The sequence below is a fragment of the Seohaeicola sp. genome (assembly GCF_048006315.1).
Lineage (GTDB): Bacteria > Pseudomonadota > Alphaproteobacteria > Rhodobacterales > Rhodobacteraceae > Seohaeicola.
In genome coordinates this window covers 2,876,463-2,900,659 of the sequence record NZ_CP180350.1, presented here as the reverse complement: position 1 = coordinate 2,900,659, position 24,197 = coordinate 2,876,463, and the positions used below count along the sequence as shown (strand labels likewise).

General features: G+C 62.5%; 22 protein-coding genes. 16 read left to right on the top strand and 6 right to left on the bottom strand.

What is annotated here, in order from left to right:
* The 3 genes from ACMUJL_RS14520 to ACMUJL_RS14510 all read right to left on the bottom strand — a co-directional run bounded on the left by ACMUJL_RS14520 (position 1) and on the right by ACMUJL_RS14510 (position 4,124).
* Entirely contained in the window at positions 1-984 is a 984-nt protein-coding gene (locus ACMUJL_RS14520) for an ABC transporter permease (RefSeq protein ID WP_068286238.1), read from the bottom strand.
* A gap of 99 nt (positions 985-1,083) precedes the next feature.
* Positions 1,084-2,685 (bottom strand): ABC transporter substrate-binding protein, encoded by a 1,602-nt coding sequence (locus ACMUJL_RS14515; RefSeq protein WP_375573889.1) that lies wholly within the window; start codon positions 2,683-2,685, stop codon positions 1,084-1,086.
* Positions 2,686-2,867: 182 nt separating this feature from the next.
* Positions 2,868-4,124: an aminopeptidase gene (locus tag ACMUJL_RS14510; protein WP_068286239.1), complete on the bottom strand. Its 1,257-nt coding sequence runs from the start codon at positions 4,122-4,124 to the stop codon at positions 2,868-2,870.
* Between the two features lie 315 nt (positions 4,125-4,439).
* On the opposite strand from ACMUJL_RS14510, the gene ACMUJL_RS14505 reads away from it, so the two are divergent.
* Positions 4,440-4,736, top strand: a complete 297-nt coding sequence (locus ACMUJL_RS14505) for a hypothetical protein (RefSeq protein ID WP_068286242.1) — start codon at positions 4,440-4,442, stop codon at positions 4,734-4,736.
* A 535-nt stretch (positions 4,737-5,271) separates the two neighbouring features.
* Positions 5,272-5,577, top strand: a complete 306-nt coding sequence (locus ACMUJL_RS14500) for a hypothetical protein (RefSeq protein WP_375573241.1) — start codon at positions 5,272-5,274, stop codon at positions 5,575-5,577.
* A 423-nt stretch (positions 5,578-6,000) separates the two neighbouring features.
* Here the strand turns inward: ACMUJL_RS14500 and ACMUJL_RS14495 are convergent, their stop codons facing one another.
* Complete coding sequence (locus ACMUJL_RS14495) at positions 6,001-7,020, bottom strand: IS110 family transposase (protein ID WP_375573243.1); 1,020 nt, start codon at positions 7,018-7,020, stop codon at positions 6,001-6,003.
* 115 nt (positions 7,021-7,135) lie between these two features.
* Between ACMUJL_RS14495 and ACMUJL_RS14490 the strand changes: the two genes are divergently transcribed.
* From ACMUJL_RS14490 to ACMUJL_RS14455, 8 genes are all read left to right on the top strand, one after another.
* Positions 7,136-7,978 (top strand): SGNH/GDSL hydrolase family protein, encoded by an 843-nt coding sequence (locus ACMUJL_RS14490; protein ID WP_375573245.1) that lies wholly within the window; start codon positions 7,136-7,138, stop codon positions 7,976-7,978.
* A gap of 122 nt (positions 7,979-8,100) precedes the next feature.
* Positions 8,101-8,622, top strand: a complete 522-nt coding sequence (locus ACMUJL_RS14485; RefSeq protein ID WP_068286250.1) for a YHS domain-containing (seleno)protein — start codon at positions 8,101-8,103, stop codon at positions 8,620-8,622.
* A 13-nt stretch (positions 8,623-8,635) separates the two neighbouring features.
* On the top strand, positions 8,636-9,901 hold the full coding sequence (locus ACMUJL_RS14480; RefSeq protein WP_375573247.1) for a CaiB/BaiF CoA transferase family protein: 1,266 nt from the start codon (positions 8,636-8,638) through the stop codon (positions 9,899-9,901).
* Positions 9,898-11,523, top strand: coding sequence for a thiamine pyrophosphate-binding protein (locus tag ACMUJL_RS14475; protein ID WP_375573249.1), 1,626 nt, complete (start codon positions 9,898-9,900; stop codon positions 11,521-11,523). The genes ACMUJL_RS14480 and ACMUJL_RS14475 overlap by 4 nt, the downstream gene beginning before the upstream one ends.
* Positions 11,524-11,666: 143 nt before the next feature.
* On the top strand, positions 11,667-13,010 hold the full coding sequence (locus ACMUJL_RS14470; protein WP_416914322.1) for a tetratricopeptide repeat protein: 1,344 nt from the start codon (positions 11,667-11,669) through the stop codon (positions 13,008-13,010).
* A gap of 1 nt (position 13,011) precedes the next feature.
* Entirely contained in the window at positions 13,012-14,199 is a 1,188-nt protein-coding gene (locus ACMUJL_RS14465) for an OpgC family protein (RefSeq protein ID WP_068286259.1), read from the top strand.
* Positions 14,196-15,740, top strand: a complete 1,545-nt coding sequence (locus ACMUJL_RS14460; protein WP_375573254.1) for a glucan biosynthesis protein — start codon at positions 14,196-14,198, stop codon at positions 15,738-15,740. Before ACMUJL_RS14465 ends, ACMUJL_RS14460 begins: the two co-directional genes overlap by 4 nt.
* Entirely contained in the window at positions 15,737-16,594 is an 858-nt protein-coding gene (locus tag ACMUJL_RS14455) for an alpha/beta hydrolase family esterase (protein WP_375573256.1), read from the top strand. Before ACMUJL_RS14460 ends, ACMUJL_RS14455 begins: the two co-directional genes overlap by 4 nt.
* A gap of 124 nt (positions 16,595-16,718) precedes the next feature.
* Here the strand turns inward: ACMUJL_RS14455 and ACMUJL_RS14450 are convergent, their stop codons facing one another.
* Both ACMUJL_RS14450 and ACMUJL_RS14445 read right to left on the bottom strand, forming a co-directional pair.
* On the bottom strand, positions 16,719-17,354 hold the full coding sequence (locus tag ACMUJL_RS14450; protein WP_375573258.1) for an NrsF family protein: 636 nt from the start codon (positions 17,352-17,354) through the stop codon (positions 16,719-16,721).
* Positions 17,351-17,896: a sigma factor gene (locus tag ACMUJL_RS14445; RefSeq protein ID WP_375573260.1), complete on the bottom strand. Its 546-nt coding sequence runs from the start codon at positions 17,894-17,896 to the stop codon at positions 17,351-17,353. The genes ACMUJL_RS14450 and ACMUJL_RS14445 overlap by 4 nt, the downstream gene beginning before the upstream one ends.
* Before the next feature lie 218 nt (positions 17,897-18,114).
* Between ACMUJL_RS14445 and ACMUJL_RS14440 the strand changes: the two genes are divergently transcribed.
* From ACMUJL_RS14440 to ACMUJL_RS14415, 6 genes are all read left to right on the top strand, one after another.
* Positions 18,115-18,828, top strand: coding sequence for a cytochrome c biogenesis CcdA family protein (locus ACMUJL_RS14440; RefSeq protein WP_068286384.1), 714 nt, complete (start codon positions 18,115-18,117; stop codon positions 18,826-18,828).
* A 20-nt stretch (positions 18,829-18,848) separates the two neighbouring features.
* On the top strand, positions 18,849-19,256 hold the full coding sequence (locus ACMUJL_RS14435; RefSeq protein WP_068286266.1) for a thioredoxin family protein: 408 nt from the start codon (positions 18,849-18,851) through the stop codon (positions 19,254-19,256).
* 427 nt (positions 19,257-19,683) lie between these two features.
* Positions 19,684-20,973, top strand: a complete 1,290-nt coding sequence (locus ACMUJL_RS14430; protein WP_375573263.1) for a tyrosine-type recombinase/integrase — start codon at positions 19,684-19,686, stop codon at positions 20,971-20,973.
* Positions 20,974-21,314: 341 nt separating this feature from the next.
* The gene (locus ACMUJL_RS14425; RefSeq protein WP_375573265.1) at positions 21,315-21,506 is read left to right on the top strand and encodes a helix-turn-helix transcriptional regulator; all 192 of its coding nucleotides are present in this window, start codon (positions 21,315-21,317) and stop codon (positions 21,504-21,506) included.
* Between the two features lie 333 nt (positions 21,507-21,839).
* A complete protein-coding gene (locus tag ACMUJL_RS14420; protein ID WP_416914321.1) occupies positions 21,840-22,610 on the top strand; it encodes a DUF7146 domain-containing protein in 771 nt (256 codons plus the stop codon).
* Positions 22,607-24,112, top strand: coding sequence for a YfjI family protein (locus tag ACMUJL_RS14415; protein ID WP_375573269.1), 1,506 nt, complete (start codon positions 22,607-22,609; stop codon positions 24,110-24,112). Before ACMUJL_RS14420 ends, ACMUJL_RS14415 begins: the two co-directional genes overlap by 4 nt.
* Positions 24,113-24,197: the final 85 nt, after the last annotated feature.

Below are 24,197 nucleotides of genomic sequence, written 5' to 3'. Positions count from 1 at the left end.
TTAATGGCGGGTCGCGGCGCGGTCCACGCGCAGGCGCGGGTCCACGACGTAATACAGCAGATCGACGATCAGGTTGATGATCACGAAGACCAGCGCAATCAGCATCAGGTAGGCGGCCATCACCGGCACATCGACAAAGCGCACCGAATTGATGAACAGCGCGCCCACCCCCGGCCACTGGAACACGGTTTCGGTGATGATGGCGAAGGCGATGATCGAGCCAAGCTGAAGACCCGTGATCGTGATCACCGGCACCATCGTGTTCTTGAGGGCATGGCCGAAATGCACGGCGCGATTGCTCAGGCCGCGGGCGCGGGCAAACTTGATATAGTCGGTGCGCAGCACCTCCAGCATCTCGGCGCGGACAAGGCGCATGATCAGCGTCATCTGGTAAAGGCCCAGCGTGATCGCCGGCAGCACCAGCGACGCGCGGCCCGATGGCGTCAGAAGCCCGGTTGTCCAACTGCCGATCTGCACGGTATCGCCGCGCCCGAAACTGGGCAGCCACTGCAATTCGACCGCGAAGACCCAGATCAGGAGCACCCCGATCAGGAAGGTCGGCAGCGACACCCCGATCAGGGACACCGTCATGATCGTGTTGGACAGCCAGCCATTGCGGCGCAGCGCCGTGTAGACGCCAAAGCCCACACCGAAGACGAAGGCCAGCACACCGGACACCAGCGCCAGTTCCAGCGTGGCGGGAAGGCGCGACAGGATCAATTCCATCACCGGCTGTTGCAGCCGGTAGGAAATGCCGAAATCGCCCTGCACCGCGCGCCCGATGAAGGTAGCGAATTGCGTCAGGAACGGATCGTTGAGGCCCAGCTGCTCGCGCAGCGCCTCGCGGTCGGCAATGGTGGCTTCCTGCCCGACCATCGAGTTGATCGGATCGCCCACGAAGCGGAACAGCGCGAATGACACCAGTGCAACCACCAGCATCACGAGCACCGATTGCAGGATACGTCGGATGATATAGGCCAGCATGATGTGTCCACTCTCCGTCTGAAAATTAGGTCAGCCTTGCTGTCTAAAACAAAACGCCCGCGCAGCGATAGACTGCACGGGCGCAAGGATCAAGACGGATCAGTTTCCGAAGGTGACCGTGGTCATCTTGGGCTGGTTTTCCGGGTGAACGTCCAGGTTGATGTTGTCCTTCATCGCATAGGCCAGCATCTGGTTATGCACGTTCAGGAAGACACGGTCCTCCATGACCTTGTCCCAGATTTCCGCGATCAGCGCATCGCGTGCCTCAAGATCGGTCATCGTCGACAGCTGTTCGATCTTCGCATCCAGTTCCGGGTTGGAATAGCGCGAACCGTTGAAGCTGCCGAAGCTGCCTTCGCGGGTGTGCACCAGGAAGTTGAAGATATAGGCGCTGTCAAAGGTCGGAACGCCCCAGCCCAGCAGGTAGAAATCGGTTTCCCACTTCTCGATCAGTGGGAAATGCAGGCTGCGGGACTGCGACACCAGGTTGGCGTTGATCTTGGCGCGGCCCAGCATGCCGACCATCGCCTGGCAGATCGCTTCGTCGTTCAGGTAGCGATCGTTCGGGCAATGCAGATCGACCGAGAAACCGTCGGGATAACCCGCCTCGGCCACCAGTGCTGCGGCGCGCTCGTAATCGGGCTTGCCATAGGCGTTCATCTCGGCGGTCCAGCCGTTCACGAAGGGCGGCAGGGGGGCGGCCGAAGGCTGCGACTGGCCGCGCATCACGACCTGCTGGATCGCGTCACGGTCGATCACCAGCGACAGGGCTTCGCGCACTTCGGGCTTCTTGAACGGGTTGTCGTCCACATTTGCCGAGATCAGCTTGTCCGACGTCATGTCATAGGAGAAGAAGATGTTCCGGTTCTCGGGGCCGGTTGCGATCTTGATGCCATCGGTCTGCTGAAGGCGCGCGATATCCTGCACGGGCACATCCTGCACCACGTCCACCTCGCCCGACAGAAGGGCTGCGACACGGGTCGCGGCTTCGGCGATCGGGGTATAGATGATCTCGGTCACGGCGGGGGCCGTATCCCAATGATCCGCGAACGCGGCCATCACGGTACGCACTTCGGGGTCGCGGGACACCAGCGTGTAGGGGCCGGTACCGTTGGTGTTACGCACGGCGAAGTTTTCCTCGCCAGCCGCGAAGTTCTGCGGCAGGACGACGTCATTGGCCTCGGCCCAGCCCTTGTCCATGATGAACGTGTTGGTCAGGTTCTGCACATAGAGCGGCGACGGCCCAGCCATCTTCACATGCACGGTGTAATCGTCGACCATCGACACGCTTTCGACAGCCGAATGCAGCGCCTTGAAACCCGAGCTTTCGGCGCGCGCACGATCCAGCGAGAAGACGACGTCTTCGGCCGTGAAATCGGCGCCGTCATGGAACTTGACGCCTTCGCGCAGCTTGAACACCCAGACGGTCGGATCTTCGGCGCTGATCATCCACTCGGTCGCCAGGCGCGGCTGGAGCGAGCCATCGGTGGCGCGGCTGACCAGCGTTTCATAGATATGGTGCAGCAGCGTCGAGGTCGGCCCCTCGTTCTGCGAATGCGGATCAAGCGTCAGCGCATCGGCCACGCGCGCCCAGCGCAGCGTTTCGGCATTTGCGCCGGTCATGGTCAGGGCCAGGGCGGCACCTGCCATCAGCATGGCGCGCCCGGTGCGCGCGAAGGCGCCGGTGTGAAGTTTGGACATCATGGATCAACTCCCGTTAAAATGCCGGATGGGTCCGATAAACTGGCCCCCCGGTCGTTTGGATGGTTTTCGTGCCCGCAATGCGGGTGGTGCGCGAAAGATAATGGCGTGGCCGCGTCACGTGCAACCGGTTTTGCGGAAACACCAATTCCGGCTGTCGCCACGTCAACCAAAGGGCGAGTTCAGGCCCATTCCCCCTTGCGGAAGACCGGCACGCGGCGACCGTCGGCATGCACGCCGTCGATGTCGATCTGATCGGACCCGATCATCCAGTCGATATGGATCGCGCTGCTATTGCCGCCCTGCGCCGCAACCTGCGCCGATGTCAGGTTTTCACCGCCCTTGAAGCATTTGGAATAGCACTGGCCCAGCGCGATATGGCAGGCCGCATTCTCGTCGAAAAGGGTGTTGTAGAACAACAGGCCCGACTGCGAGATGGGCGATCCATGCGGGACCAGTGCCACCTCGCCCAGGCGGCGCGCGCCTTCATCGGTGTCCAGCACCTTGCGCAGCACCTCTTGGCCCTTCGTAGCATGCGCCTCGGTGATGCGCCCGCCCTCGAAGGTCACGCGGATACCGTCGATCAGGCTGCCTTGATGCGACAGCGGCTTGGTCGAAGACACATGCCCCTCGACCCGCAGGGCATGGGGGGTCGTGAACACCTCTTCGGTGGGGATGTTGGGATTGCAGACGATCCCGTTGCGCGCAACCGACGCGCCCCCCATCCATTCATGCCCATCCGCAAGCCCCACGGTCAGATCGGTGCCCGGCCCCGTGAAATGCAAGGCGTGGAACGCCTGCCCGTTCAACCAGTCGGACCGTTCGCGCAACCGCGCGTTATGCGCGGCCCAAGCCGCGACCGGGTCGCCCTGATCCACGCGGGAGGCGGCAAAGATCGCCTGCGCCAGCTTGCCGACAGCAGCCTCGGCGGTCAGATCCGGGAACATCAGCTGCGCCCAAGCCCGACCCGGCCACGCCACGATGTTCCAGTTGATCGCGAAATTCGTGATCCTTTCGCGCGCGGGCGTGTAGGCGATGGAATTGGCCTTGTTGGCGCGCCCCACCTTGTCGGGGTCTTCTGCCGCCAGCAGCATCGGATCGTCGCCGACAATCGCCAACCTTGCGGCATTGGCGTCAAAGGCCTGCCCCATCCCGTCATAAAGCCATCCGGCGGCGCGGTCGAAACTGTCGTCCTGAGCGTGGCGATAGCGCGCCAGCGCCACCTCGGGGTCGGAAAACAGCGGCGTCACAAGCCCCGCACCAGCCTTGTAGGCATGTTCGGCGATCCGCCGCACCAACGGCAGCGCCTCGATCGGGGCGGTCATCACAAGATCCTGACCCGGCTGAAGGTTCAACCCGACCTTGACGGCCAACTCCGCCAACCGGTCAAGGCTGGCCGCGTCGATGGGCTCGGCTGCAGGTGTTTCATGGCGCGTCATGGATGTCCCCTCGCTTGTGTTCAGCTGAACCATAGCCGCGCCGCCGGGGCCGTCAACGGCTGGCCGGCACGGTCGCGGCAACCCCGATCACCTGCCCGGGTCCGAATCGTCAGGTCGGCCTGATCCGGTCGCTAATGTTTCCGCAGACACGCCAATCATCCGAGATTCGCATGAATTGCACACGATTTGGCCCATGGAGCAGTGCAAATTGCGGCCAGATTGCGGCTTCGCTTGGTCGATTGAGGCAAAACTGTGTACCAATTAGGTCCGGTCTGGGGGGACCGGCGCCCTTACAATCCCGCGAAGGATGCTGCCATGGACGCCAAGATGATCGTGACCGAAGCGCAAAGAGCGAACGCTTACCAACGGGCGGTGCAGAACTTTCCCATGGACGCCCGGAACAGGCCGCAAGCCGCGTCGCATTACGCCGAGACGGAACAGCACACAGCAGCCAGCCAGCCCGCGCAGGAACCGAAGCGCCCGCAGCACAGCATGAAGCACGAGTTCCTGTCGATGCTTCACGCCTGTTCGAACTCGGGCGCGGTAAAGCTGCGGGACGTGTCACGCGTGTTCGATGAACTGACGGGCGACAGCACGCGGGCCACCCGCTGAACCAGCGGTTCAACTGCCTTACCGGCGCGCCGCATCACTCAAGACAGACCACGTGATCTGCACATCCGATGCCTGCACAGGGGCTGGCCAAAACCGGACAGCCACAGGCGCCGGAATCGCGTTGCGCCCCCCGAAACAGACCCGCATCAACGAGGTGCCATGGCGCGACGCCGGAAGGCGGGGCGCATGGATGAACGGTCCATGCCACTTTAGGTGCAAATTTGCACATACCTCATGCAGAAGGGCGCAAAAACCGCTGTTCCGGGCCATAAAAACCGATCACGCATCCCCTGACAGGAAGCACACGCCCCCGCCATCCGCATGAAACATTTCGGCGCGCCCTAGGCCAAGAAAGACAGCAAACTATTGCTTTTACTATATTAATTAAACGGCGAAGATTCGTTACGTCACGAACACCCAAGGATTTTGCACATTCTCTTGAGCAACGGTGTTTTGGATGTGCGCTGATCGAGAGGTAGGTTGAGGACAGATCGGAAAACAGATCGCAACCCAAACCCTCGAAAGGAACCACATCATGAAAACCTCGATCCTCACCGCCCTTGCCGCCGTCGTTCTGGGCACTTCTGCCTATGCCGATGTGAATGACAGCACCCTGTCCAGCCGCGCCACCCCCAGCGACATCGTCGTGTTCGAGCGTGACAAAGGCGTCTACGGCGCATCCAGCACCGCAGTGCAAAGCGGCGCGGCAAGCCTGGTCGATGCAAGCCGTATCCTGCTGCCCCGCGAACAGGCCATCGCAACCAATGGCAAGGTCGTCGCCTACAGCTTCAACACCACGTCGTCGGACCGGGATACAGGCAAGTCCTTCCCCCGTCGCTGATCGCCTCTGCGACCAAGGCCCTGCATGAAACCTGCATGAAACCTGCAGGCTTCAGACCCGCCCCGGACCACCCGGGCGGGTCTGAAGCTGCGTCGGCATCGCGCATGATGACGCGGGCGCGACCGGACCGCGCAGTGTAACATGCCCGGCGCGCCGCCCGAATGGACATCTGTGGGTGGCTCCTGCATTGCAAGCGTTTTCTGTCGATGTTTGCGTTCATTTTCGTCAGTACTGTCGTCTGTCCGGCCTGTTTGTGTTTTGGCATTGCCTCCACTGGCCCTGATGAATTCCGCGAGCGAGGTTCCAATCGGGTTATCGGCCTCTGAAGAGGGCCGCAGCCATTCCCGGAGTGTCCTTGCTCTTGGTTGACTTAATTCCGCATCATCACTTCAACGTCTTGCATCTCGTAGACAGTCAGCGCGGTTAGAACGCTGGCTGCCGATATTCCTGTTTCTTGGTGAGCATCGCCCAGATGGAACGCGCTGCCTTGTTTGCCATCGCGACTGTTGCCAGCCGGAATGGTTTGTCGGCAATGATCTTGGCTGTCCACAGATCAACCTTCTCTGGCGAACGTTTCGCCATCACGGCGCGAGACGTCATGCCCACGACCAGCAGCTTGCGAATGTAGCGGTCGCCAGCCTTTGTGATCTTGCCCAATCGCTCTTTGCCGCCACTGGATTTGTTGAGCGGAGTCAGCCCCAGCCAAGCCGCTAGATCGCGCCCGGTGCGGAATTGTTTTGCGTCCCCGATCGTCGCGACAATGGCCGATGCCGTTATTGGCCCAATTCCTGGCATGCGCATCAATCTGCGCGCATCAGCATTTAGCAGGGCATGCTGTTCGATCATCTTTGAATAGCCAGAGATACGTTCGTTCAGGCCGATGAATTGGTAGCACTGTATGCCCAGCATCCCGTTCGCGATCTCCGGCATGTCAGGATGATCACCGTCCAAGTGGCGCTTTGCAAAAGCCGTAACTGCTTCGATCCCAATGGGCAGAATGTGTCCGAACTCGCGTAAGAGACTACGGATCATATTTGCCAACTGGGTGCGCTGCCGGACAGCCAAGTCGCGGGTACGATGGATCGATAAAACAGCCTGCTGATCCTCAGTTTTGATCTCAACGAAACGCATGGTCGGGCGCCTGACAGCTTCGCAAATAGCCTCCGCGTCTACTGCATCTGTCTTTCCACGTTTGACATAAGGCTTCACATAGTTTGCTGGCATTAGCCTGACGTCATGACCAAACTTGCGCAACGTGCGACCCCAGTGATGGGCTGATCCACAGGCCTCCATTCCGACCGTACAAGGTGGCAGCGTCTCAAAGAACGCCAAAAGCTTCGCACGCTTGATTGCCTTGTTGAAGATCACGCGCCCACTTTCTGAAATACCGTGAACTTGAAAAACATCCTTGGCCAAATCTAGGCCGACTGTCTTAACTGTCATTGGGTGGCTCCTGTCCTAGCAGTTGATGATAACTGCACTTTGGCACATTCGATGCCGGTGGAGCAGGAGCCACCCACCTCATCCGGTACAGACCTGAACCGGGACAGATCACCCCATGCGCCTTTCGATCCTGCTACTGGCCGGTTGCCTTGCGGCCTCGGTCGGCCTGCATTCCGCCCGCGCCGAGGCGCCCGGCGCGCCCGATGTGCTGATCCTTGGCGACTCGCAACTGACATTCGGCGCGGGCAAGGCCTTTGTGGCGCTGCTGTCCGACATGGCAGGCAGTTGCGGGCTGCCCCCCGATGCCACCACCGGCGTGATCGGCGTGAGGTCAAGCGCGATCACCAGCTGGACGGGCCGCACCAAGCGCGCCAAAAGCGCAATCTGTGACGTGGATCCGACATGGAAGGTCAATGCCGGGGCCTATGGCACCCTGTCACAAGGGGAAAACCCCTATGTCCAGATCGGCAGAGGGTCGCAGTTCCAGTTCTGCCGCCCGGACCGATCCCCCCTGAACGCCGTGCTTGCGGATGGATATTACAGCCCCCGGCTTTTGATATTCTTCATGATGGGCAATGCCGCCGACCGTTGGGCCGGCAGCACGATGGCGGCCAGCCAGGATGTTGCAGCCTTGATGGCGGATGTGCCGTCCGATCAGCCCTGTGTCTTCATGACCTCGGCCCCGCCCTATGGGGAAAAGGTCGTCCGCCTGCGCCAGCGCGCACAGGACAACATCGAACAGGCCTTTTCCGCATCGGGCAGCCATTGCAGCTTTGTGCGAGGCCTGACACCTGAAACCATCCGCGAGAACATGGGCAACCCCGCGAATTTCCGGCGCAAATCATCAGGACAGGTGAAGGACCCGTTTCATCCGACGGAAACCGCCGCGCGACGGTTTCTTGCCCTGCAGCGCAAGGCCCTGTGTCGGGCCATCGCACGGCAACTGCCCCCCGGCTGAGATCACGCGATCGCACATGCGCATCACGTCCCCGCGAGGCCGCGACGCGGCATGAAACAGTCAGCCGCCCTGAACGAACGGACAGGCACACTGCCACACAAACATACAAGGAAACAGTTCTCATGTTCAGGAAGACCGCACTCGCCTTCGCCTTCACGCTTGGAATGATGGGGGCCGCTCAGGCGGGCGAGCAATATGTCGACAAGACCGGGTTTGCCGTTTCCGGCTTTGACGTCGTGTCGTATTTCGATCTGCCGCAATCCGCCGTGGGCACAGCCCAGCCATCGCCGCTGGCGGGCAAGTCCACGATCACCGCGGATTACAACGGGGCGACCTTTGCCTTTGCATCCGAGGCCAATCGCGACCGCTTTCTTGCGGATCCCGCGACCTTCGCACCGCAGTATGACGGCCATTGCGCCTATGGGGTGGCCAAGGGCGGCAAGGTGCCGGGCAATCCCACACTCTGGCGGATCGTTGATGGCAAGCTTTACCTGAACATCACGAAAAACGTGGTCGGGTTCTGGGAAGCGGACATTCCCGGCAATCTCACCACGTCCGAGGCGAACTGGACCACACTTGAAGCCAAGGCCGCCTCGACCGACGTGATCCCGAACTACACCTCCACCGCGCCGGTCACCAATTGAGCGCGGAGCGGACGTGACGGTTCCATCTGATCGGCAAGATACTGGCACGCAGGCCCTGTCGGGTCTGCGTGTCATCGACCTGTCGCGCATTCTTGCGGGGCCCACGGCGACGCAGCTTCTGGCCGACCTCGGGGCCGAGGTGATCAAGATCGAACGCCCCGGCCATGGCGACGACACACGCGGATGGGGTCCCCCCTTCGTGACGGATGAGGCAGGGGGCGATACCCGCGAAAGCGCCTATTTCCTGTCGGCCAATCGCGGCAAGCAGTCGGTCGCGGTGAACATCGCCGACCCCGAGGGGCAGGCCATCGTGCGGTCCCTGGTCGCCGAGGCCGATATCCTTGTCGAGAATTTCAAACCCGGCGACCTGGCGCGCTACGGGCTGGATTATCCGACCTTGCGCGCGCTGAACCCGCGCCTTGTCTATTGCTCGATCACCGGCTTCGGGCAGACCGGCCCGAATGCCCGGCGCGCAGGCTATGATTTCCTGGTACAGGGCGAAGCCGGGTTGATGAGCCTGACCGGCGCGGCGGATGGCCCGCCGATGAAGGCCGGTGTCGGCATCGCGGACCTGATGTGCGGCATGTATGCGACCGTCGGTATCCTGGCCGCCATCACCGCACGCCATGCCACGGGGAGAGGCCAGCATATCGACATCGCGCTGATGGATGCGCAGGTGGCCATGCTGGTCAATCAAGGCGTCGCCTATCTGACCGATGGGCAGGTGCCGCCCCGGCGCGGCAACGATCATCCGACAATCGTGCCCTATGGCACCTTCCCGGCCAGCGATGGCAGTTTCATTCTGGCGGTCGGCAATGATGCGCAATTCGCGCGTTTCGTGACGGCCGCAGGCGCACCGGGGCTGGCCACCGATTCGCGCTTTGCCACCAACGCGGAGCGTGTGCGCAACCGCGAGGTGCTGATCGGGTTGCTGGCCGCACTGACCGCAGGCCGCCCGGCCGCCGAATGGCTGGACATCTGCAAGGCAAATACCGTTCCGGCGGGTCCGGTCAACGACCTGCAACAGGTCTTTGACAGCCCCCAGGTCGCGGCGCGGGGCATGCGCCTGCGCCTGGCGCATCCGATTGCGGGGGCGGGGCATGTCGATCTGATCGGGAACCCATTGAAGATGTCGGGGACTCCGGTCACTTATGACAGGGCGCCCCCGATGCTTGGCGCGGATACCGCCGCCGTGCTGCGCCGGCATCTGGGGCTCGGGGCCGAAGATCTGCAGGCGCTGGCCGAGGCCGGCATCATCGAAGGAAAACTGGATCAATGAACGTGGCAAGCGCGAAAACCGGTGCGGATATCGTGGGTCAGGCTCTGGCAACCGCAGGGGCGACCCATGCCTTCGGCATTCCAGGCGGCGAGGTTCTGGCCCTGATCGAGGGGCTTGATGCGGCAGGTCTGCAATTTGTCCTGGTCAAGCACGAGAATGGCGGCGGGTTCATGGCGGAAGGGCTGTGGCACATGACCGGCGCGCTGCCCGTGCTGGTGGCAACCCTTGGACCCGGCGTCGCCAATGCGGTCAATGTCGTGGCCAATGCCATGCAGGACCGCGTACCGCTGATTTTCCTGACCGGCTGCGTCGATGCCGCCGAGGCCGAGACATATACGCACCAGGTCTTCGATCATCAGGCGATGCTGCGCCCGATCGTCAAGGGCAGCTTTCGCCTTGCACCGGGCGCGGTGGGCGTGGGGATCGCCAAGGCCATTGCCCTTGCGACATCGGGTCAGCCGGGGCCGGTGCATGTCGATGTGCCGATCGGACTGGCCGAGGCGGTCGCCACCGAGGATCCGGTGCCATTGCATTTGCCGACCTTCCCCGGACGGCCGCCAGCAGCAGCCCTGCAGGCGGCGCTGGACCTGCTGTCGCAGGCCACGCGCCCGATTGCGATTGCCGGCGTCGATGCCGTGAACGAGGGCGCAGGCCCGCTGATCAGCCAGTTCTGCCAGGACCATGGGATCCCGCTGATCACCACTTACAAGGGCAAGGGCCTGATGGATGAGGCCGAGGCGCTATGCCTGGGTGGGGCGGGCCTGTCGCCCAAGGCCGACCGGATCCTGATGCCGCTGATGGCTCAGGCCGATTGCATCCTGCTGCTGGGCTATGACCCGATCGAGATGCGGATCGGATGGCGCAACCCCTGGACCAGCGCACAAAAGGTGATCGAGGTGGCACCCGTACCGCGCACCCACAGGATGCATCACGCGGACCATATGCTGATCGGCACGCTGCACGAAACCCTGCCTGCCCTGCGCCACGCGGCACCGCACCGCTGGCCCGATACCGCCCCCGACGCCGCGCGATCCGCCCTCAAGGCGGCCTTTGCCACGCCGGCGCATTGGGGTCCGCACCAGGTGGTCGACACGCTGCGGCAGATCATGCCGCCCGAGACGATCACCACCGCCGACAGTGGCGCACATCGCATCCTTGTCAGCCAGATGTGGGGATGTGCCGCCCCGCGCCAGATGCTGCAATCCTCGGCCCTGTGCACCATGGCCTGCGCCGTGCCTTTGGCGGCGGGGGCAAAGCTGGGCAATCCCGCCGCGCCCGTTCTTGCCTTCGTCGGTGACGCCGGGCTGGAAATGGGGGCGGGCGAATTGGCCACGCTGACCGCTTGCGATCTGCCCATCGTGATTTGCGTTCTGGTCGATGACAGCCTGTCGCTGATCGAACTCAAGCAGCGCAACACCCAGCGCCCCAACCTTGGCGTGGATTTCGGGGGGCCGGGCCGCAGTACGGATTTCGCCGCGCTGGCGCGCGCCTTCGGCGGTCATGGCGTCGAGGTGACGGACCCCGACACCCTGACCCATGAGGCACGGGCCGCCCTGACCCGCGACCGCTTTACCCTGATCGCCGCGCGCATCCCGCGCCGCGCCTATGATGGGGCACTCTAGGGCCTTCGCTCACGCACAGGTCATCCACAGGTCAGCCCGGGTCACGTCCGCGTGAGGCAGCGGACAAGATGCCCTATGGTCTGTAACGAAGCCGGAAAGCCAGCGAACCGCATAGCATGTGATGCTTGCTGAGAGGTTCTGCAATGGCTCTTTCCGACGATCTGGGTGGAATGCCCACCTCGCTTCCTGCGAACCTGATAGGCGATTGGAACAGGGTAATCCTTGGCATCCTGTCCCATGCGGCCAGCACAGGCCCCGATCTGAACCACTTGCTGACGCAGGCGCCCGACTTTGCGCTGGGGCAGGCGGTCAGGGGCATGTCCTGCCTGTTGCTGGGCCGATCCGAAATGGTCACCGTGGCGCGGCAAGCCCATGCCGCGGCCTTGGCCGGTGCGCCCGCGACCCCGCGCGAGACGGCTTTCGTCCATGCCCTTGGCGATTGGCTGGACGGCTTGCCCACAAAGGCGGCTGCACGGCTGCAGACCTCGCTGAACCTGCATCCGCAGGATGCCCTGACGATGAAGATGATACAGGCCATCCATTTCGTGATGGGCCGCCCCTGCGAGATGCGCGCCTCGGTCGAAGGGGTGCTGGAGGCTTGGGACGATCATCCCGCGCGGGGCTATCTGCTGGGCTGCTACGCCTTCACGCTGGAAGAAACCGGGGAATATGCCCGTGCCGAACGCACCGGCCGCGAAGGGGTTGCCCTCTCGCCGGATGATGCATGGGGCCTGCATGCGGTGGCCCATGTCTTTGACATGACGGGCCGGGCACGGGCGGGCCTTGACTGGCTGAGCGGGCGCGAGGCGTCATGGGCGCATTGCAACAACTTCCGCTTCCACGTCTGGTGGCACCGTGCCCTGATGCATCTGGACCTCGGCGAATACGATATCGCCCTGGCGCTTTATGATGCCGATATCCGGGCCGAAAAGACCGACGATTACCGCGACATCTCGAATGCCGCATCGCTTCTGTCGCGACTGGAACTGGAGGGGGTGGATGTCGGGGACCGCTGGGAAGAACTGGCGGAACTGGCCGAGACCCGCGCCACCGATGGATGCCTGGCCTTTGCCGACCTGCACTACATGCTGGCCCTTTGCGGCGGCGAAAGGGATCAGGCCGCGGCGGGCTTCATCGCGCGAATGCAGAACGCCCGCGGCAACGCCGCCACGAACGAGGCACAGGGCATCATCGCCAATCCCGGCCTGCAGATCGCCAAGGGGCTGCACGCCTTTGCCAGCGGCGAGTATTCATCGGCATGGCTGCATCTGAATGCCGGTCGCGCCGATCTGCAATCCATCGGCGGCAGCCATGCCCAGCGCGACATATTCGAGCGCATCACCATCGAGGCCGCCTTGCGCGGGGGATATCTGCAGGCCGCCGAAAACCTGCTGCGCGACAGGACACGGCGCCGCAACGATACGCTGGATGGCTATGCGACCGCCCGCATGTCGCTGATTGAATCGGCACGCGCGCAGGCCGTGTGACATGACCGCAAGACCAAAGCAGCGCGATCCGCGCCTTGATTTCTTTCGCGGCATCGGGATGTTCATCATCCTGATCGCGCACATCACCGAAAACCCATGGACCCTTTGGATCCCGGCGCGCTTCGGCTTTTCCGACGCCACGGAAATGTTCGTCTTCTGCTCTGGCATGGCCTCGGCGCTGGCGTTCGGCGTCGTCTTCCGGCGAGCCGGGTGGCTCATGGGGACACTGCAGATCGCCCATCGCGTCTGGCAGGTCTACTGGGTGCATCTGGGCGTCTTTTTCGTCACGCTTCTGCTGATGCTGCTGCTGAACGCCTCGGGCGTCTTTCCCAGGGATGAGGTCGGGCGGCTGAACCTTTATCCTTTCGTCAACAACACCGGCGCGAACCTGATCGGCCTGATGACCCTGACCTATGTGCCGAACTATTTCGACATCCTGCCGATGTACATCGTCATCCTTGTCCTCATTCCGGTGATGATGGCACTGGCGCGGGTCGATGTGCGGCTTGCGATCCTGGCCAGCGTGGCGCTGTGGATGGCGGCGGGCGCGGGGCTGAACCTGCCGGCCGAGCTGTGGTTTTCGCGCCCCTCGGACCGGGAATGGTTCTTCAATCCCTTTGCCTGGCAACTGGTGTTCTTTGCGGGTTTTGCCCTGATGTCCGGCTGGCTGCCCGCGCCACCGGTGCGGCGCGATCTGATCTGGCTGGCCTTGGGGATCGTAATCCTTTCAATTCCTTTCGCTTGGTACAAGATCATAGGCATGTCCGAATTCGTCCAAGACTGGCGCAGCACCTGGAGCTTTCTGTTCGACAAGACGGATTTCGGCATCCTGCGGTTCGTCCATTTCCTTGCCCTGGCCTATCTGGCCTGGGCTGCGGCGGGCCCTGCCGGGGCGCATCTGCAGCGCGAAGGCTGGGCCGGTACAGTCATCGGCCTGATTTCGCGCGTGGGCCAGCAATCTCTGGCAGTCTTTGCCACCTCGATGGTGCTGGCACGTGTGTTTGGCGCGGTCCTCAGCCTGACGGACCATGGCCCGTTGGCGGCCATGGCCGTCAACCTTGCCGGTTTCGCGGTGATCATCGCCGTCGCCCACATGACCGCCTTCTTCAAGGCAAAGCCCTGGAAGACAGCCAGCCCCCGCGCCACGACTGTCACCGACACGCCGCCCCCCATGGGCCTGCGCCCATGAGCCACCCCTCACGACGCCAGATGCTTGGCCTGATCGGGGCGCTGACGGCGGCGGGGCTGCTGCCTGCAGGTGTCCGCAGCGGCGAGGCGGCAACGGGGTTGCGGCTTGGCCCGGCCATCCCCTTCAGCGCGGACAGTGTCGCGGATCTGGCCCGGTCGCTGGCCGCGGCGCCCTATGCGCCGCCACCGGCGATCAGCCGGGAATGGCGCGATCTGTCCTATGACATGCTGCGCGAAATCTGGTTCGACGGTCGCCGCGCCCTGTTTCGCGAGACCCAAGGCGCCGTGAGGGCCGAGTTCTTCGTCGCGGGGCTTTTCTTTGCCCACAAGATCAGGATCAACGCCGTCGAACAGGGGCAATCGCAGCAGATAGGCTTTGATCTGGGTGCATTCGCCACAACCGATCGCTTCCCCTCGTTGCCCGGCGACGGGACCGGCTTTGCCGGGTTCCGCCTGCTGGGCGAGTTGCAGGCCAGGGATCGTTTCCAGGAATATGTCGTGTTTCAGGGCGCCAGCTATTTCCGCGCCATCGGCAAGGACAATGGCTACGGGATTTCGGCACGCGGCCTTGCCCTGCACACGGCCGGCCGCACCCTTGAGGAATTCCCCGTCTTTCGCGAATTCTGGATCGAGGCGGCCGAACCGGATGCGCCGACGGTGACCGTCCATGCCCTGCTGGACAGCCCATCGGTGGCGGGGGCCTATACCTTTGCGATCACGAAGGGCGCCACCACGGAAATGACCGTCAGCGCGCGATTGTTCCCCCGTGTCGATCTGACCGATGTCGGTATCGCGCCGGGCACCTCGATGTTCCTGTTCAACGGGATCGACCGGTCCCGTTTCGACGATTTCCGCAGGCGGGTGCATGACAGCGACGGGCTTTTGATGATGAATGGCGCGGGCGAGACACTCTGGCGACCGCTGAACAATCCCGGAAAGGTCGAAGTCAGCGAATTCTTGGACAACGGGCCGCTTGGCTTCGGCCTGATGCAGCGCGCCCGCGCGCTTGGCGATTTCAACGACCTGCAGGCGCGCTATGATCGTCGCCCTTCGCTTTGGGTGGAACCGCTGGGGGATTGGGGGCCGGGTGCGGTCGTCCTGATCGAAATTCCCACCGACAAGGAGGTCAACGACAATATCGTGGCCTTCTGGAAACCAGCCAACCCCCTTCAGGCAGGGCGCGAACACCGCTTCGATTACCGCCTCTACTGGGGGGACAAGGCACCGGCCGAGGGGGCTGTCGCCCCGGTCATCGCAACCTCTGCCGGGACCCGCGTCTTCGAGGATGGACGGCTGTTTGCCATCGACTATGCGCCACACCCCGCCCTTGGCGATGATCCTGCCCGTATCGAGGTGCGCGTGACCACCAGCGCCGGCAGGGTCGCCTCCCCCATTCTGCAGCGCAATCCGGGCACGGGTGGCCTGCGGCTGGATTTCACCGTGAAGGGCGAACCGCGTCACGCCGAATTACGCGCCGAACTGTGGCGCAGTGGCCGGCGCGCCGCCGAAGTCTGGATGAACCGCTGGGTGAAGGCATCGTGACTACGCCACAGGGACCGCAGGAAACACCAACCGGCCAAACCACCGTTCTGGCGCTTGTTGCGGCCTTGGGTCTGATTACGACGGAAGCCAGCGCCGCCTGCGGCGAAGACCCCCTGCCCTGCGCATTGCCTGACGGCGGCTATCACGTCGCCCTGCCGGACGGGGCATCGCCCTTTCCCGCCGTCGTGTTCCTGCATGGCTTCGGCGGATCAGGCGAAGGCGCGCTGCGCAACACCGCCATGGTCGAGGCGCTGCTGGCCCGTGGCTATGCCGTGATCGCGCCGGATGGTCAGCCAAGACCCGGCCAGACCGGCCGCAGCTGGGATTTCCACCCACAGCGCCCCGCGACCCGAAACGAAGCCGCCTTCATCCAGGCGGTCGCAAGTGACGCCAGCCGCCGCTTCGACCTGACCCGCGACCGGATGGTCCTTGCGGGGTTCTCGATCGGCGGCTCGATGGTCAGCTATCTGGCCTGCGCCGATCCCGCACGGTTTGCAGCCTATGCGCCAGTTGCCGGCAGTTTCTGGCGCCCCCATCCCGACGGCTGTCAGGGGCCAGTCCGCCTGCTGCACACCCATGGCTGGAACGATCAGACCGTGCCCCTCGAAGGCCGCGAGATACGGACCGGCTTTGTCCAGGGTGACGTGTTCGAGGCGCTGCAGATCTGGCGCAGGGCAAACGGTTGCACCGCTTTGCCGCCAGATGGTTTCGCCGTCAGGGCGGAATTCCAGATCCGCAGCTGGACAGATTGCCTGCCCGGTGCGCGGCTTGATTTTGCCCTGCACCCCGGCGGTCACCTGGTTCCACCCGGCTGGGCCGACATGCTGCTGGACTGGTTCGAAGGGTCGGAATGAAAACGAAAAAGGCCGGGCTGGCGCACCGGCCTTTCCCTTATCAGGGCCACACTCGTCCAACAGCGCACCGTCTACCGCACACACACAAAACAGCTCCGTCAACTCGACGGATCTGCGCCCCAATCTACCAACGCAACAGCCGCGCCCCGATCATGGTGCTGACCAGCGTGACGCCCGCGATAGCCAACCCGTACCAGGGCACGTAGAAAAGCGGACTGTCCTCGGTGCAATGCAGCGCATAGATCGCGGCAGACAGCCCACCACCGCCAAGCCCGGCCACGAAACCGGCCAGCATCGGCGCAGTCGTCGCACCCTGGCGCAGCACCCACATGATCGCTGTGACCGGCAGGATGGACAAAAGCGGAATCGTGATCATGCAAGTCGTCAGCGTCTTGCCGACCAGCTTCATCTGAACACCTTCCGGCGGCGTCGTGACAAAGGCCCATACCAGCACGGCGAAGGCAGCAATCGCCACCGCAACAAGAGGCCAAAGCCGCACCTCGTCCCGACCCTCGGGCCGGGCCAATACCAGGGCGATGCGCGCGCCCAACAACCCCACGGCCCCTGTCAGGACAAACCGCATGATCGAATCCGTGATGAGCAAGGACTTGCCCAGATCCGCGCGAAAACCCAGCACTAGCCAGAGCGCCGCAAGCGAAACCAGCAAAGCCGGCACCAAGGCCGTCAACATCCGGGCCGCCATCGGGCGGGTGTCTTGCGTATCGGCGGCAAGCGCGCGGATCAGATCTTCGGTCTTCATTTCACATGCCTTTCCCTGAGCGCGGCCAGGTTTTTCAAAGCCCGGTGCAAGGCAACCCGCACCGCGCCTTCGGTCATATCAAGGGCCTTGCCTTTTTCGGCAAAACTCGCCCCCTCCATCCCGATCTTCCGGACAATCTCGGCGGATCGTCCTCCAAGCATCCCTATCATCTTGGCCATATCGGCCGCCTCTGTCGGATCCGGGCCGGGATCGGCCGCCAGACTGTCGACAAAATCTTCTATCGGCAGGTCGATCCTGCGTCCCCGCGCCCTGAAGGCGTCGATCACCTTGTAACGGGTGATTGCATAGAGCCATGGCCGCACCGGTGAACCCACCTGCCAGGTGTGCCGCTTGAGGTGGATGGCAAGCAGGACCTCTTGCATCACATCTTCGCAGCTGGCTTCGCCCAATCCACCACTCTTGGCCCTGATCACCCCTCGTAAAACCGGAGAGACAGCATGGAGAAACCGTGTGTAGGCACGGCCGTCACCAGCATTCGCAGCTGCCAGCAACTGCTCCCAATCGTCTGACTGTCTTTCCATTTTCACCTTTCAATTCGCATGCCCGGCCGGTTTATTACGCGGCTTGCGAAAAAAATACGCAACGCCCGGACACCCGAAACACATCACCACTTCGTGAGGCTGTAACGAACCCCTGATCTGTCCGAAAAGGCTTACAACGAAATCATGGGCGCGCAATGTGAATGCGTCGATGGCGCTGCGTTCCCGGCGCCTGTCCCTATGCACGGAAGGGTCTGATCTTGGAGTTTGTCTTCGCCTATCTTGCCGGGATACTGACCCTTATCAATCCTTGCGTGCTGCCGATCCTGCCGATCGTACTGGCCTCGAGTCTGCATCGCGACAAAAGAGCGCCACTTGCCCTGGCTGGCGGGCTGAGCCTGTCCTTCGTGGCCCTTGGGCTGGGCATCACCTCGCTGGGTCCCGCGCTTGGGCTGGATGCCGATACGGTCGCGCGCACCGCTGCCCTGCTGATGGTGTTCTTCGGCCTCGTGATGCTGGTTCCGGCCCTGTCAGGCCAATTCTCGGCCGCGACCGCAGGCCTTGCCGCACGCGCCGACGCCCAGATCGACCAGACGACGGACAGCGGCCTTTGGGGACAGTTCCTGTCCGGCGCACTACTTGGCGCCGTCTGGAGCCCCTGTATCGGCCCCACGCTTGGCGCCGCCATTGCACTCGCCTCGACTGGCGAAAGCCTTGGATGGGCCGGGGCAATCATGACGGCCTTCGCATTCGGCGTATCCACCTTGATCATCACGCTGGCCTATGGTGCACAATCCACGATCCGCCGCAGGCAGGTCGCCTTGCGGGCGATCGCCGAACGCGCAAAACCGGTCATGGGTGTCACCTTCGTCGTGGTGGGTGCAGCGATCTGGTTCGGCCTCAATCACATCATCGAAAGCTGGCTGATCGATACCCTGCCTGCCTGGCTGATCGATCTGTCCGTCATCATCTGACCCTCAAAATGGAGATCCCCATGAAACGTCGTGACTTTCTTGTCCTGTCCGCAGCCGCATCCCTGACGCCTTACGCGCTGCATGCCGCAGAGCCGCTGCAATACACACCCGGTGCCGCCGAAGCGGCCATGGACGCCGGCAAGATCGTCCTGCTGGACTTCTGGGCCAGCTGGTGTTCGACATGCGCCGCGCAGGAACGGGTCCTGGCCGATCTCAAGGCTGAAAACCCGGCATACCTGGAAAACATCGTCTTCTTCGTCGTCGACTGGGACAAATACGGCAAAGGCGAGTTGTCGAAATCGTTGAAAATCCCGCGCCGCTCGACCCTTGTCGCCCTGAAGGGGCGCGAGGAACTGGGCCGCATCGTGGCCGGCACATCCAAACGCGAGATCAAGGCGCTGCTGGACATGGCCATGGCCGCCGCCTGATCACGGTCGGCCCCAAAAGGCATGGTCCTGCGGCCAGCCTGCGCGGGCAAGTTTCAAGGTCAGGGTGGCACATCAGCCAGCCTGACCTTTCTGTTTCAAGCACACCCCTGCAAGCGCCGCGCGGCAACAATATGCCGACGGGCCATGGCGCATCGGCAAAGGCCCGGATCACAGCAGAAATTCAAGGATTTTGCAGCCTGATCCGGCGCCGTCAGCCCCCGAAGCGACACGCAAACGACACAACGAAAATGGCCTGAAGGGGGTAAGTGGCGGACTGGGGAACCGCCATTGTATATTCCGAGTAAATCCACGGACTTCCCATAACCATATATTTTTATGAATTTATCCCGCTTCCCTATTCCCAGATGTTCCGGCATATTCTCTCGAAATCCACGTCAGGGTGGGGGATATGATGGGGGACAAATGAATGACCACGAGAGGCATAAGAAAGCCACAAAAGGCGCTGTCACCCCGTTTTGTGGAAGCCGTGACCGAACCGGGTAAGTATTTTGATGGGCAAGGCTTGTTCCTGCGCGTGCAACCGAACAGCGCGAAGCAATGGGTGCAGCGCATCACCATTCGCGGCAAGCGGTGTGAGCTCGGGCTTGGTAGCCCCCCCGCTGTGTCGCTTGCTACCGCGCGTCAGATAGCACTTGAGAACCGGGGTAAGGCGATGCTCGGCGGCGACCCGTTGCAGGAACGGCGCGAAGCCCGCACGGGTCTGACCTTTGACGCGGCCGTGAATGATTACTTGGCCGCAAAGCTGAGTGAGTTCAGAAACGAAAAGCACAAGAAACAATGGCGCGCAACGCTCGACACCTACGCGCGCCCGGTGCTGGGGGCGAAGCTGGTTTCGGAAATCAAGGTCCAACACGTCCTTAAGGTGCTGGAACCTATTTGGCAGACAAAGACCGAAACCGCGTCACGCCTACGCGGACGAATTGAAAATGTGCTGTCATGGGCGACGGTAGCGGGACATCGGACGGGCGACAACCCGGCGCGCTGGAAGGGCAACCTTTCCGAACTCTTGCCCAAGGCCGCGAAAGTGGCGAAGTCTGACAATCAACCCGCCTTGGCGCTGGGCGACGTGCCGCGCTGGTGGGCGGAACTGGCCCAGCGCGACGGGATGGCGGCGCGTGCTCTGGAATTTCTGACAATGACCGCTTCCCGCTCGGGCGAGGTGCGCGGCATGACATGGGATGAAGTCGACTTCGGGGCGGAAGGGGTTGCGACACTTGCGACAACTGCGACATGGACCATTCCCGCTTCCCGCATGAAGGCTGGCCGCACGCATCGCGTGCCGCTGACGCCCGAAGCGGTGGCGCTTCTGAAAGCCCTGCCCCGGCGCAAGGATTCGCCCTATGTCTTTCACGCCCTGAAAGGCGGACAACTATCAGACATGACCCTTTCCGCTGTCATGCGCCGGATGCAGGAAGCCGAAGTAAAGGCGGGCCGCGTGGGCTATCTCGACCCACAGAACAAACGCCCGGCCGTACCGCACGGGCTGCGCTCGACCTTCCGGCAATGGGCCGCTGAACGAGGCTTTCCACGCGACATGGCGGAACTGGCACTGGCGCATTTCATTGGAACCGATGTGGAAAGGGCTTATCAACGTTCGGACATGATTGAACGGCGGCGGGCCATGATGTCGGCTTGGGTGGGCTTCTTACGCGCGGAAGCGGGGGCAACTGACAACGTGGTCAATCTTTCCGCCTAGCCGAGTGTTGCAAGCATTGATTGGAGTGATGAAACCGCACTCGGCTCAATAATATCCAGATACAAACCCCGGGGTTTTCGAACGTCAACAAAACTCAACATGTATTTTATGTCCAAACCCTAACTCTGGGACTGGACCATGAGCATTGTTCGATCTGTAATAGATTCTATTGGCACCCGGCAGAACGCGTTAAGGCTGGGTGCCCCGTAGCGACACTTGCACGGTCGCCACGGAGCTGAGTTTGGAAAGTTTAGCGGCCTTCCAAGCTCTCTTTTAACGCTCATGTTGCCGAATGCAAACCTCGTTTGCATTCGGCATACCATAGCTAATGAGGGCATGTTTTGCTTAAAGAAGTATATCGTCGGCCAGAAATTGAGCGCCTTACCGGGCTCTCTCGTTCAACCATTTATGCGATGATGGCGGCAGGAGCCTTTCCCCGCCCGGTTAAACTTGGAAAGCGCGCCGTTGGTTGGCGAAGGGCTGACATAGCTCTGTGGCTGGACAGTCGCCAAGTTGGACTTGGGGCGGAGTAAGCCCGTGGCCAGACGCAATGCGGCGCAACGACCGCAGGTGCAGGAACTGTGCCACAGGAGCTACTCTGTGCTTACGGCGCGGACCTCAACTACATCAATTACCATCTTTTTTGATCTCTATCCAAATCGGCGGATGCGGAGCATCGACGGCCATCAAAAGGTTCATACGCTGATCCCAGCGAAGCCAAAAATACCTGCCGAGCCAATGAGGGGATTATGCTCATGATAAATGCCCGCGAATTGACCCAAGCGCTTGGCGGGCGCTGGTATGGCCGCTACGGCGCTGCGCCTTGCCCCGTTTGCCAACCGGAACGCCGCAAGGGACAGAATGCCTTGACCCTTGCGGATGGTGCTTCGGGGCTTCTGGCGCATTGCAAGCGCGCTGGTTGCACCTTCGGTGACATTCTGACGGCTGCAAGCATCGCTCCCGGGACCTTCGCGTCTCGAGACCCGGCAAAGCCTCTCCGGCGTGAAGCAGAACAGAGTGCCGAAGCCGCGAAGCGGGCAAGGCAAGCGCAAACGCTTTGGCGGGAAGCCGAACCAATCCGAGGCACGGTGGTGGAAACCTATCTGCGCGGACGCGGTATCACCTGCGACCCCCCCCCGGTGTTACGCTTTCACCCCGAAGCATGGCATGGGCCGACCGCAAGGCGGCTCCCCGCTCTAGTGGCGCTGGTGGAGGGCGGCCAAAGTTTCGCGGTGCATCGGACATGGCTGCGCGCGGACGGCTCTGGTAAAGCCGATGTGGACCCGCCCAAGGCGATGCTAGGAACCGTCGCAGGCGGCGCTGTGAGGCTTGCTGTTGGGTCGGGGCCGCTGGTGGTGGCAGAGGGCATTGAAACCGCCCTGAGCCTTGCCTCTGACCTTCTGCAAAGCCCTGCGACGGTGTGGGCCGCGCTATCAACCTCCGGCATCAGGGGCTTGCAGCTTCCGGCCCAGCCGGGGCGTTTGACCATTGCCCCCGATGGTGACGAACCGGGTCGCACTGCCGCACACGCACTGGCCGAACGGGCGCACGGCTTCGGCTGGCGCGTGGCCTTTCTCGACCCCGGCGACGGGCGCGATTGGAACGACATTTTGACAGGAAAGGCAGCGTCAACATGAACGTGCACCCGAAACCTTTGGAAACCCCCTATCTATCCGAGGGACCGCAACCGCTGGTGCGCGAGATTGCACCTGGCGAAGCCTATCCCGTGGCATCGCTCGGACCGCTGCGCGCGGCGGTGGAGGCTGTGCAAGGCATGACGCAAGCCCCTGTCGCAATCCCTGCGGCTTCGGCTCTGGCCGTAGCATCGCTGGCCGTGCAAGGCTTCGCTGATGTGCAAACCCTGGGCGGGCTTCGCCCCCTATCGCTTTACGTCCTGACCGTGGCCCGAAGCGGCGAACGGAAATCGGCCTGCGACGCCCCACTGATGGCAGCCCTTCGGGACCATGAAAAGGAAGCCGCGCAAGCCCAACGTGAAGCGATGCAAAGCTGGACGAACGAACATGCACTCTGGAAGGGCGAACGCGACCGCATTCTTGCCGAAGCTCGCAGAAGCAATGGTGAAAAGCGCATGGGTTCGGAAGCCAACTTGCATGCGCTCGGGTCGGAACCGACTGCACCGCCTTCATCTGACCGGACGGTCACTGAACCGACCTTTGAAGGGCTGACAAAGCTTTTCGCCACTGGGCAACCCAGCCTTGGCCTCTTCTCCGACGAAGGTGGGCAATTCCTTGGCGGGCACGCCATGAACTCGGACAACCGGCAAAAGACGCTGGCCGCGTTGAATGATCTTTGGCAAGGCAACCCGATCCGGCGCACTCGATCCGGTGACGGACACGCGACTCTTTACGGTCGGCGGCTTGCCGTGCACCTAATGGTGCAGCCCGGCGTGGCGCGCGGCTTCATTGCTGACCCTATGGCCGCTGACACCGGCTTTCTGCCCCGTTTCCTTATGTGTGAACCACCCAGCGCGATTGGGACACGGATGCAGGGCAACGCAAGGCGTGATGACGCGACGCTGAAAAGCTTTAACCACCGGCTGTGCGAGATACTGAAAACGCCCCTGCCAATGGACCCTGACACCCGCGAGCTGCAACCGCGCATCCTTGACCTTGCACCCGATGCGCAGACTCTTCTGGTGGGGTTCTCCGACGCAGTGGAGGCCGCGCAAGCCCCCAGTGGCGACCTGACCCATATCTCAGGCACCGCATCCAAAGTGGCTGAACAGGCGGCGCGCATCGCCGGCGTGCTGACCCTCTGGCGCGACCTGCACGCCCGAGAGGTGCAGGCTGGAGACATGGCCGACGCAATCGCCTTGGCGCAATACTATCTCTCCGAGGCGTCACGGTTGGCGAATGCGGCAAGTGTATCGGCCGAAATCGACCGGGCGGAAAGCCTGCGGCGCTGGCTTTTGGAAAACTGGCCATATCCTGAGGTCATGATCCGTGATGTGGTGCGCATGGGACCGAACGCACTGCGGGAGAGCCCAAAGGCACGGGCAGCTATTGGCGTTCTTGAACAGCACGGCTGGCTTGTTCCCTATCAAGCCGGAACTGTGGTGCGCGGGGCGGCACGTAAGGAAGCTTGGCGGTTTGTGAGTGGGGCGGGCGATGTGGTTTGACCCTCATGCCAAGCTTGCGGAAATCAAAGCACAGACCCCTGCTCCGGGGGCCGTGTCGCAACTGTCGCAATTGTCGCAAGCCTCT

Bases quoted from the DNA above. Each gene is read 5' to 3' on its own strand.
- ACMUJL_RS14520 (WP_068286238.1), bottom strand. From the start codon at position 984: ATGCTGGCCTATATCATCCGACGTATCCTGCAATCGGTGCTCGTGATG.
- ACMUJL_RS14515 (WP_375573889.1), bottom strand. From the start codon at position 2,685: ATGTCCAAACTTCACACCGGCGCCTTCGCGCGCACCGGGCGCGCCATG.
- ACMUJL_RS14510 (WP_068286239.1), bottom strand. From the start codon at position 4,124: ATGACGCGCCATGAAACACCTGCAGCCGAGCCCATCGACGCGGCCAGC.
- ACMUJL_RS14505 (WP_068286242.1), top strand. From the start codon at position 4,440: ATGGACGCCAAGATGATCGTGACCGAAGCGCAAAGAGCGAACGCTTAC.
- ACMUJL_RS14500 (WP_375573241.1), top strand. From the start codon at position 5,272: ATGAAAACCTCGATCCTCACCGCCCTTGCCGCCGTCGTTCTGGGCACT.
- ACMUJL_RS14495 (WP_375573243.1), bottom strand. From the start codon at position 7,020: ATGACAGTTAAGACAGTCGGCCTAGATTTGGCCAAGGATGTTTTTCAA.
- ACMUJL_RS14490 (WP_375573245.1), top strand. From the start codon at position 7,136: ATGCGCCTTTCGATCCTGCTACTGGCCGGTTGCCTTGCGGCCTCGGTC.
- ACMUJL_RS14485 (WP_068286250.1), top strand. From the start codon at position 8,101: ATGTTCAGGAAGACCGCACTCGCCTTCGCCTTCACGCTTGGAATGATG.
- ACMUJL_RS14475 (WP_375573249.1), top strand. From the start codon at position 9,898: ATGAACGTGGCAAGCGCGAAAACCGGTGCGGATATCGTGGGTCAGGCT.
- ACMUJL_RS14470 (WP_416914322.1), top strand. From the start codon at position 11,667: ATGGCTCTTTCCGACGATCTGGGTGGAATGCCCACCTCGCTTCCTGCG.
- ACMUJL_RS14465 (WP_068286259.1), top strand. From the start codon at position 13,012: ATGACCGCAAGACCAAAGCAGCGCGATCCGCGCCTTGATTTCTTTCGC.
- ACMUJL_RS14460 (WP_375573254.1), top strand. From the start codon at position 14,196: ATGAGCCACCCCTCACGACGCCAGATGCTTGGCCTGATCGGGGCGCTG.
- ACMUJL_RS14450 (WP_375573258.1), bottom strand. From the start codon at position 17,354: ATGAAGACCGAAGATCTGATCCGCGCGCTTGCCGCCGATACGCAAGAC.
- ACMUJL_RS14445 (WP_375573260.1), bottom strand. From the start codon at position 17,896: ATGGAAAGACAGTCAGACGATTGGGAGCAGTTGCTGGCAGCTGCGAAT.
- ACMUJL_RS14435 (WP_068286266.1), top strand. From the start codon at position 18,849: ATGAAACGTCGTGACTTTCTTGTCCTGTCCGCAGCCGCATCCCTGACG.
- ACMUJL_RS14430 (WP_375573263.1), top strand. From the start codon at position 19,684: ATGACCACGAGAGGCATAAGAAAGCCACAAAAGGCGCTGTCACCCCGT.
- ACMUJL_RS14415 (WP_375573269.1), top strand. From the start codon at position 22,607: ATGAACGTGCACCCGAAACCTTTGGAAACCCCCTATCTATCCGAGGGA.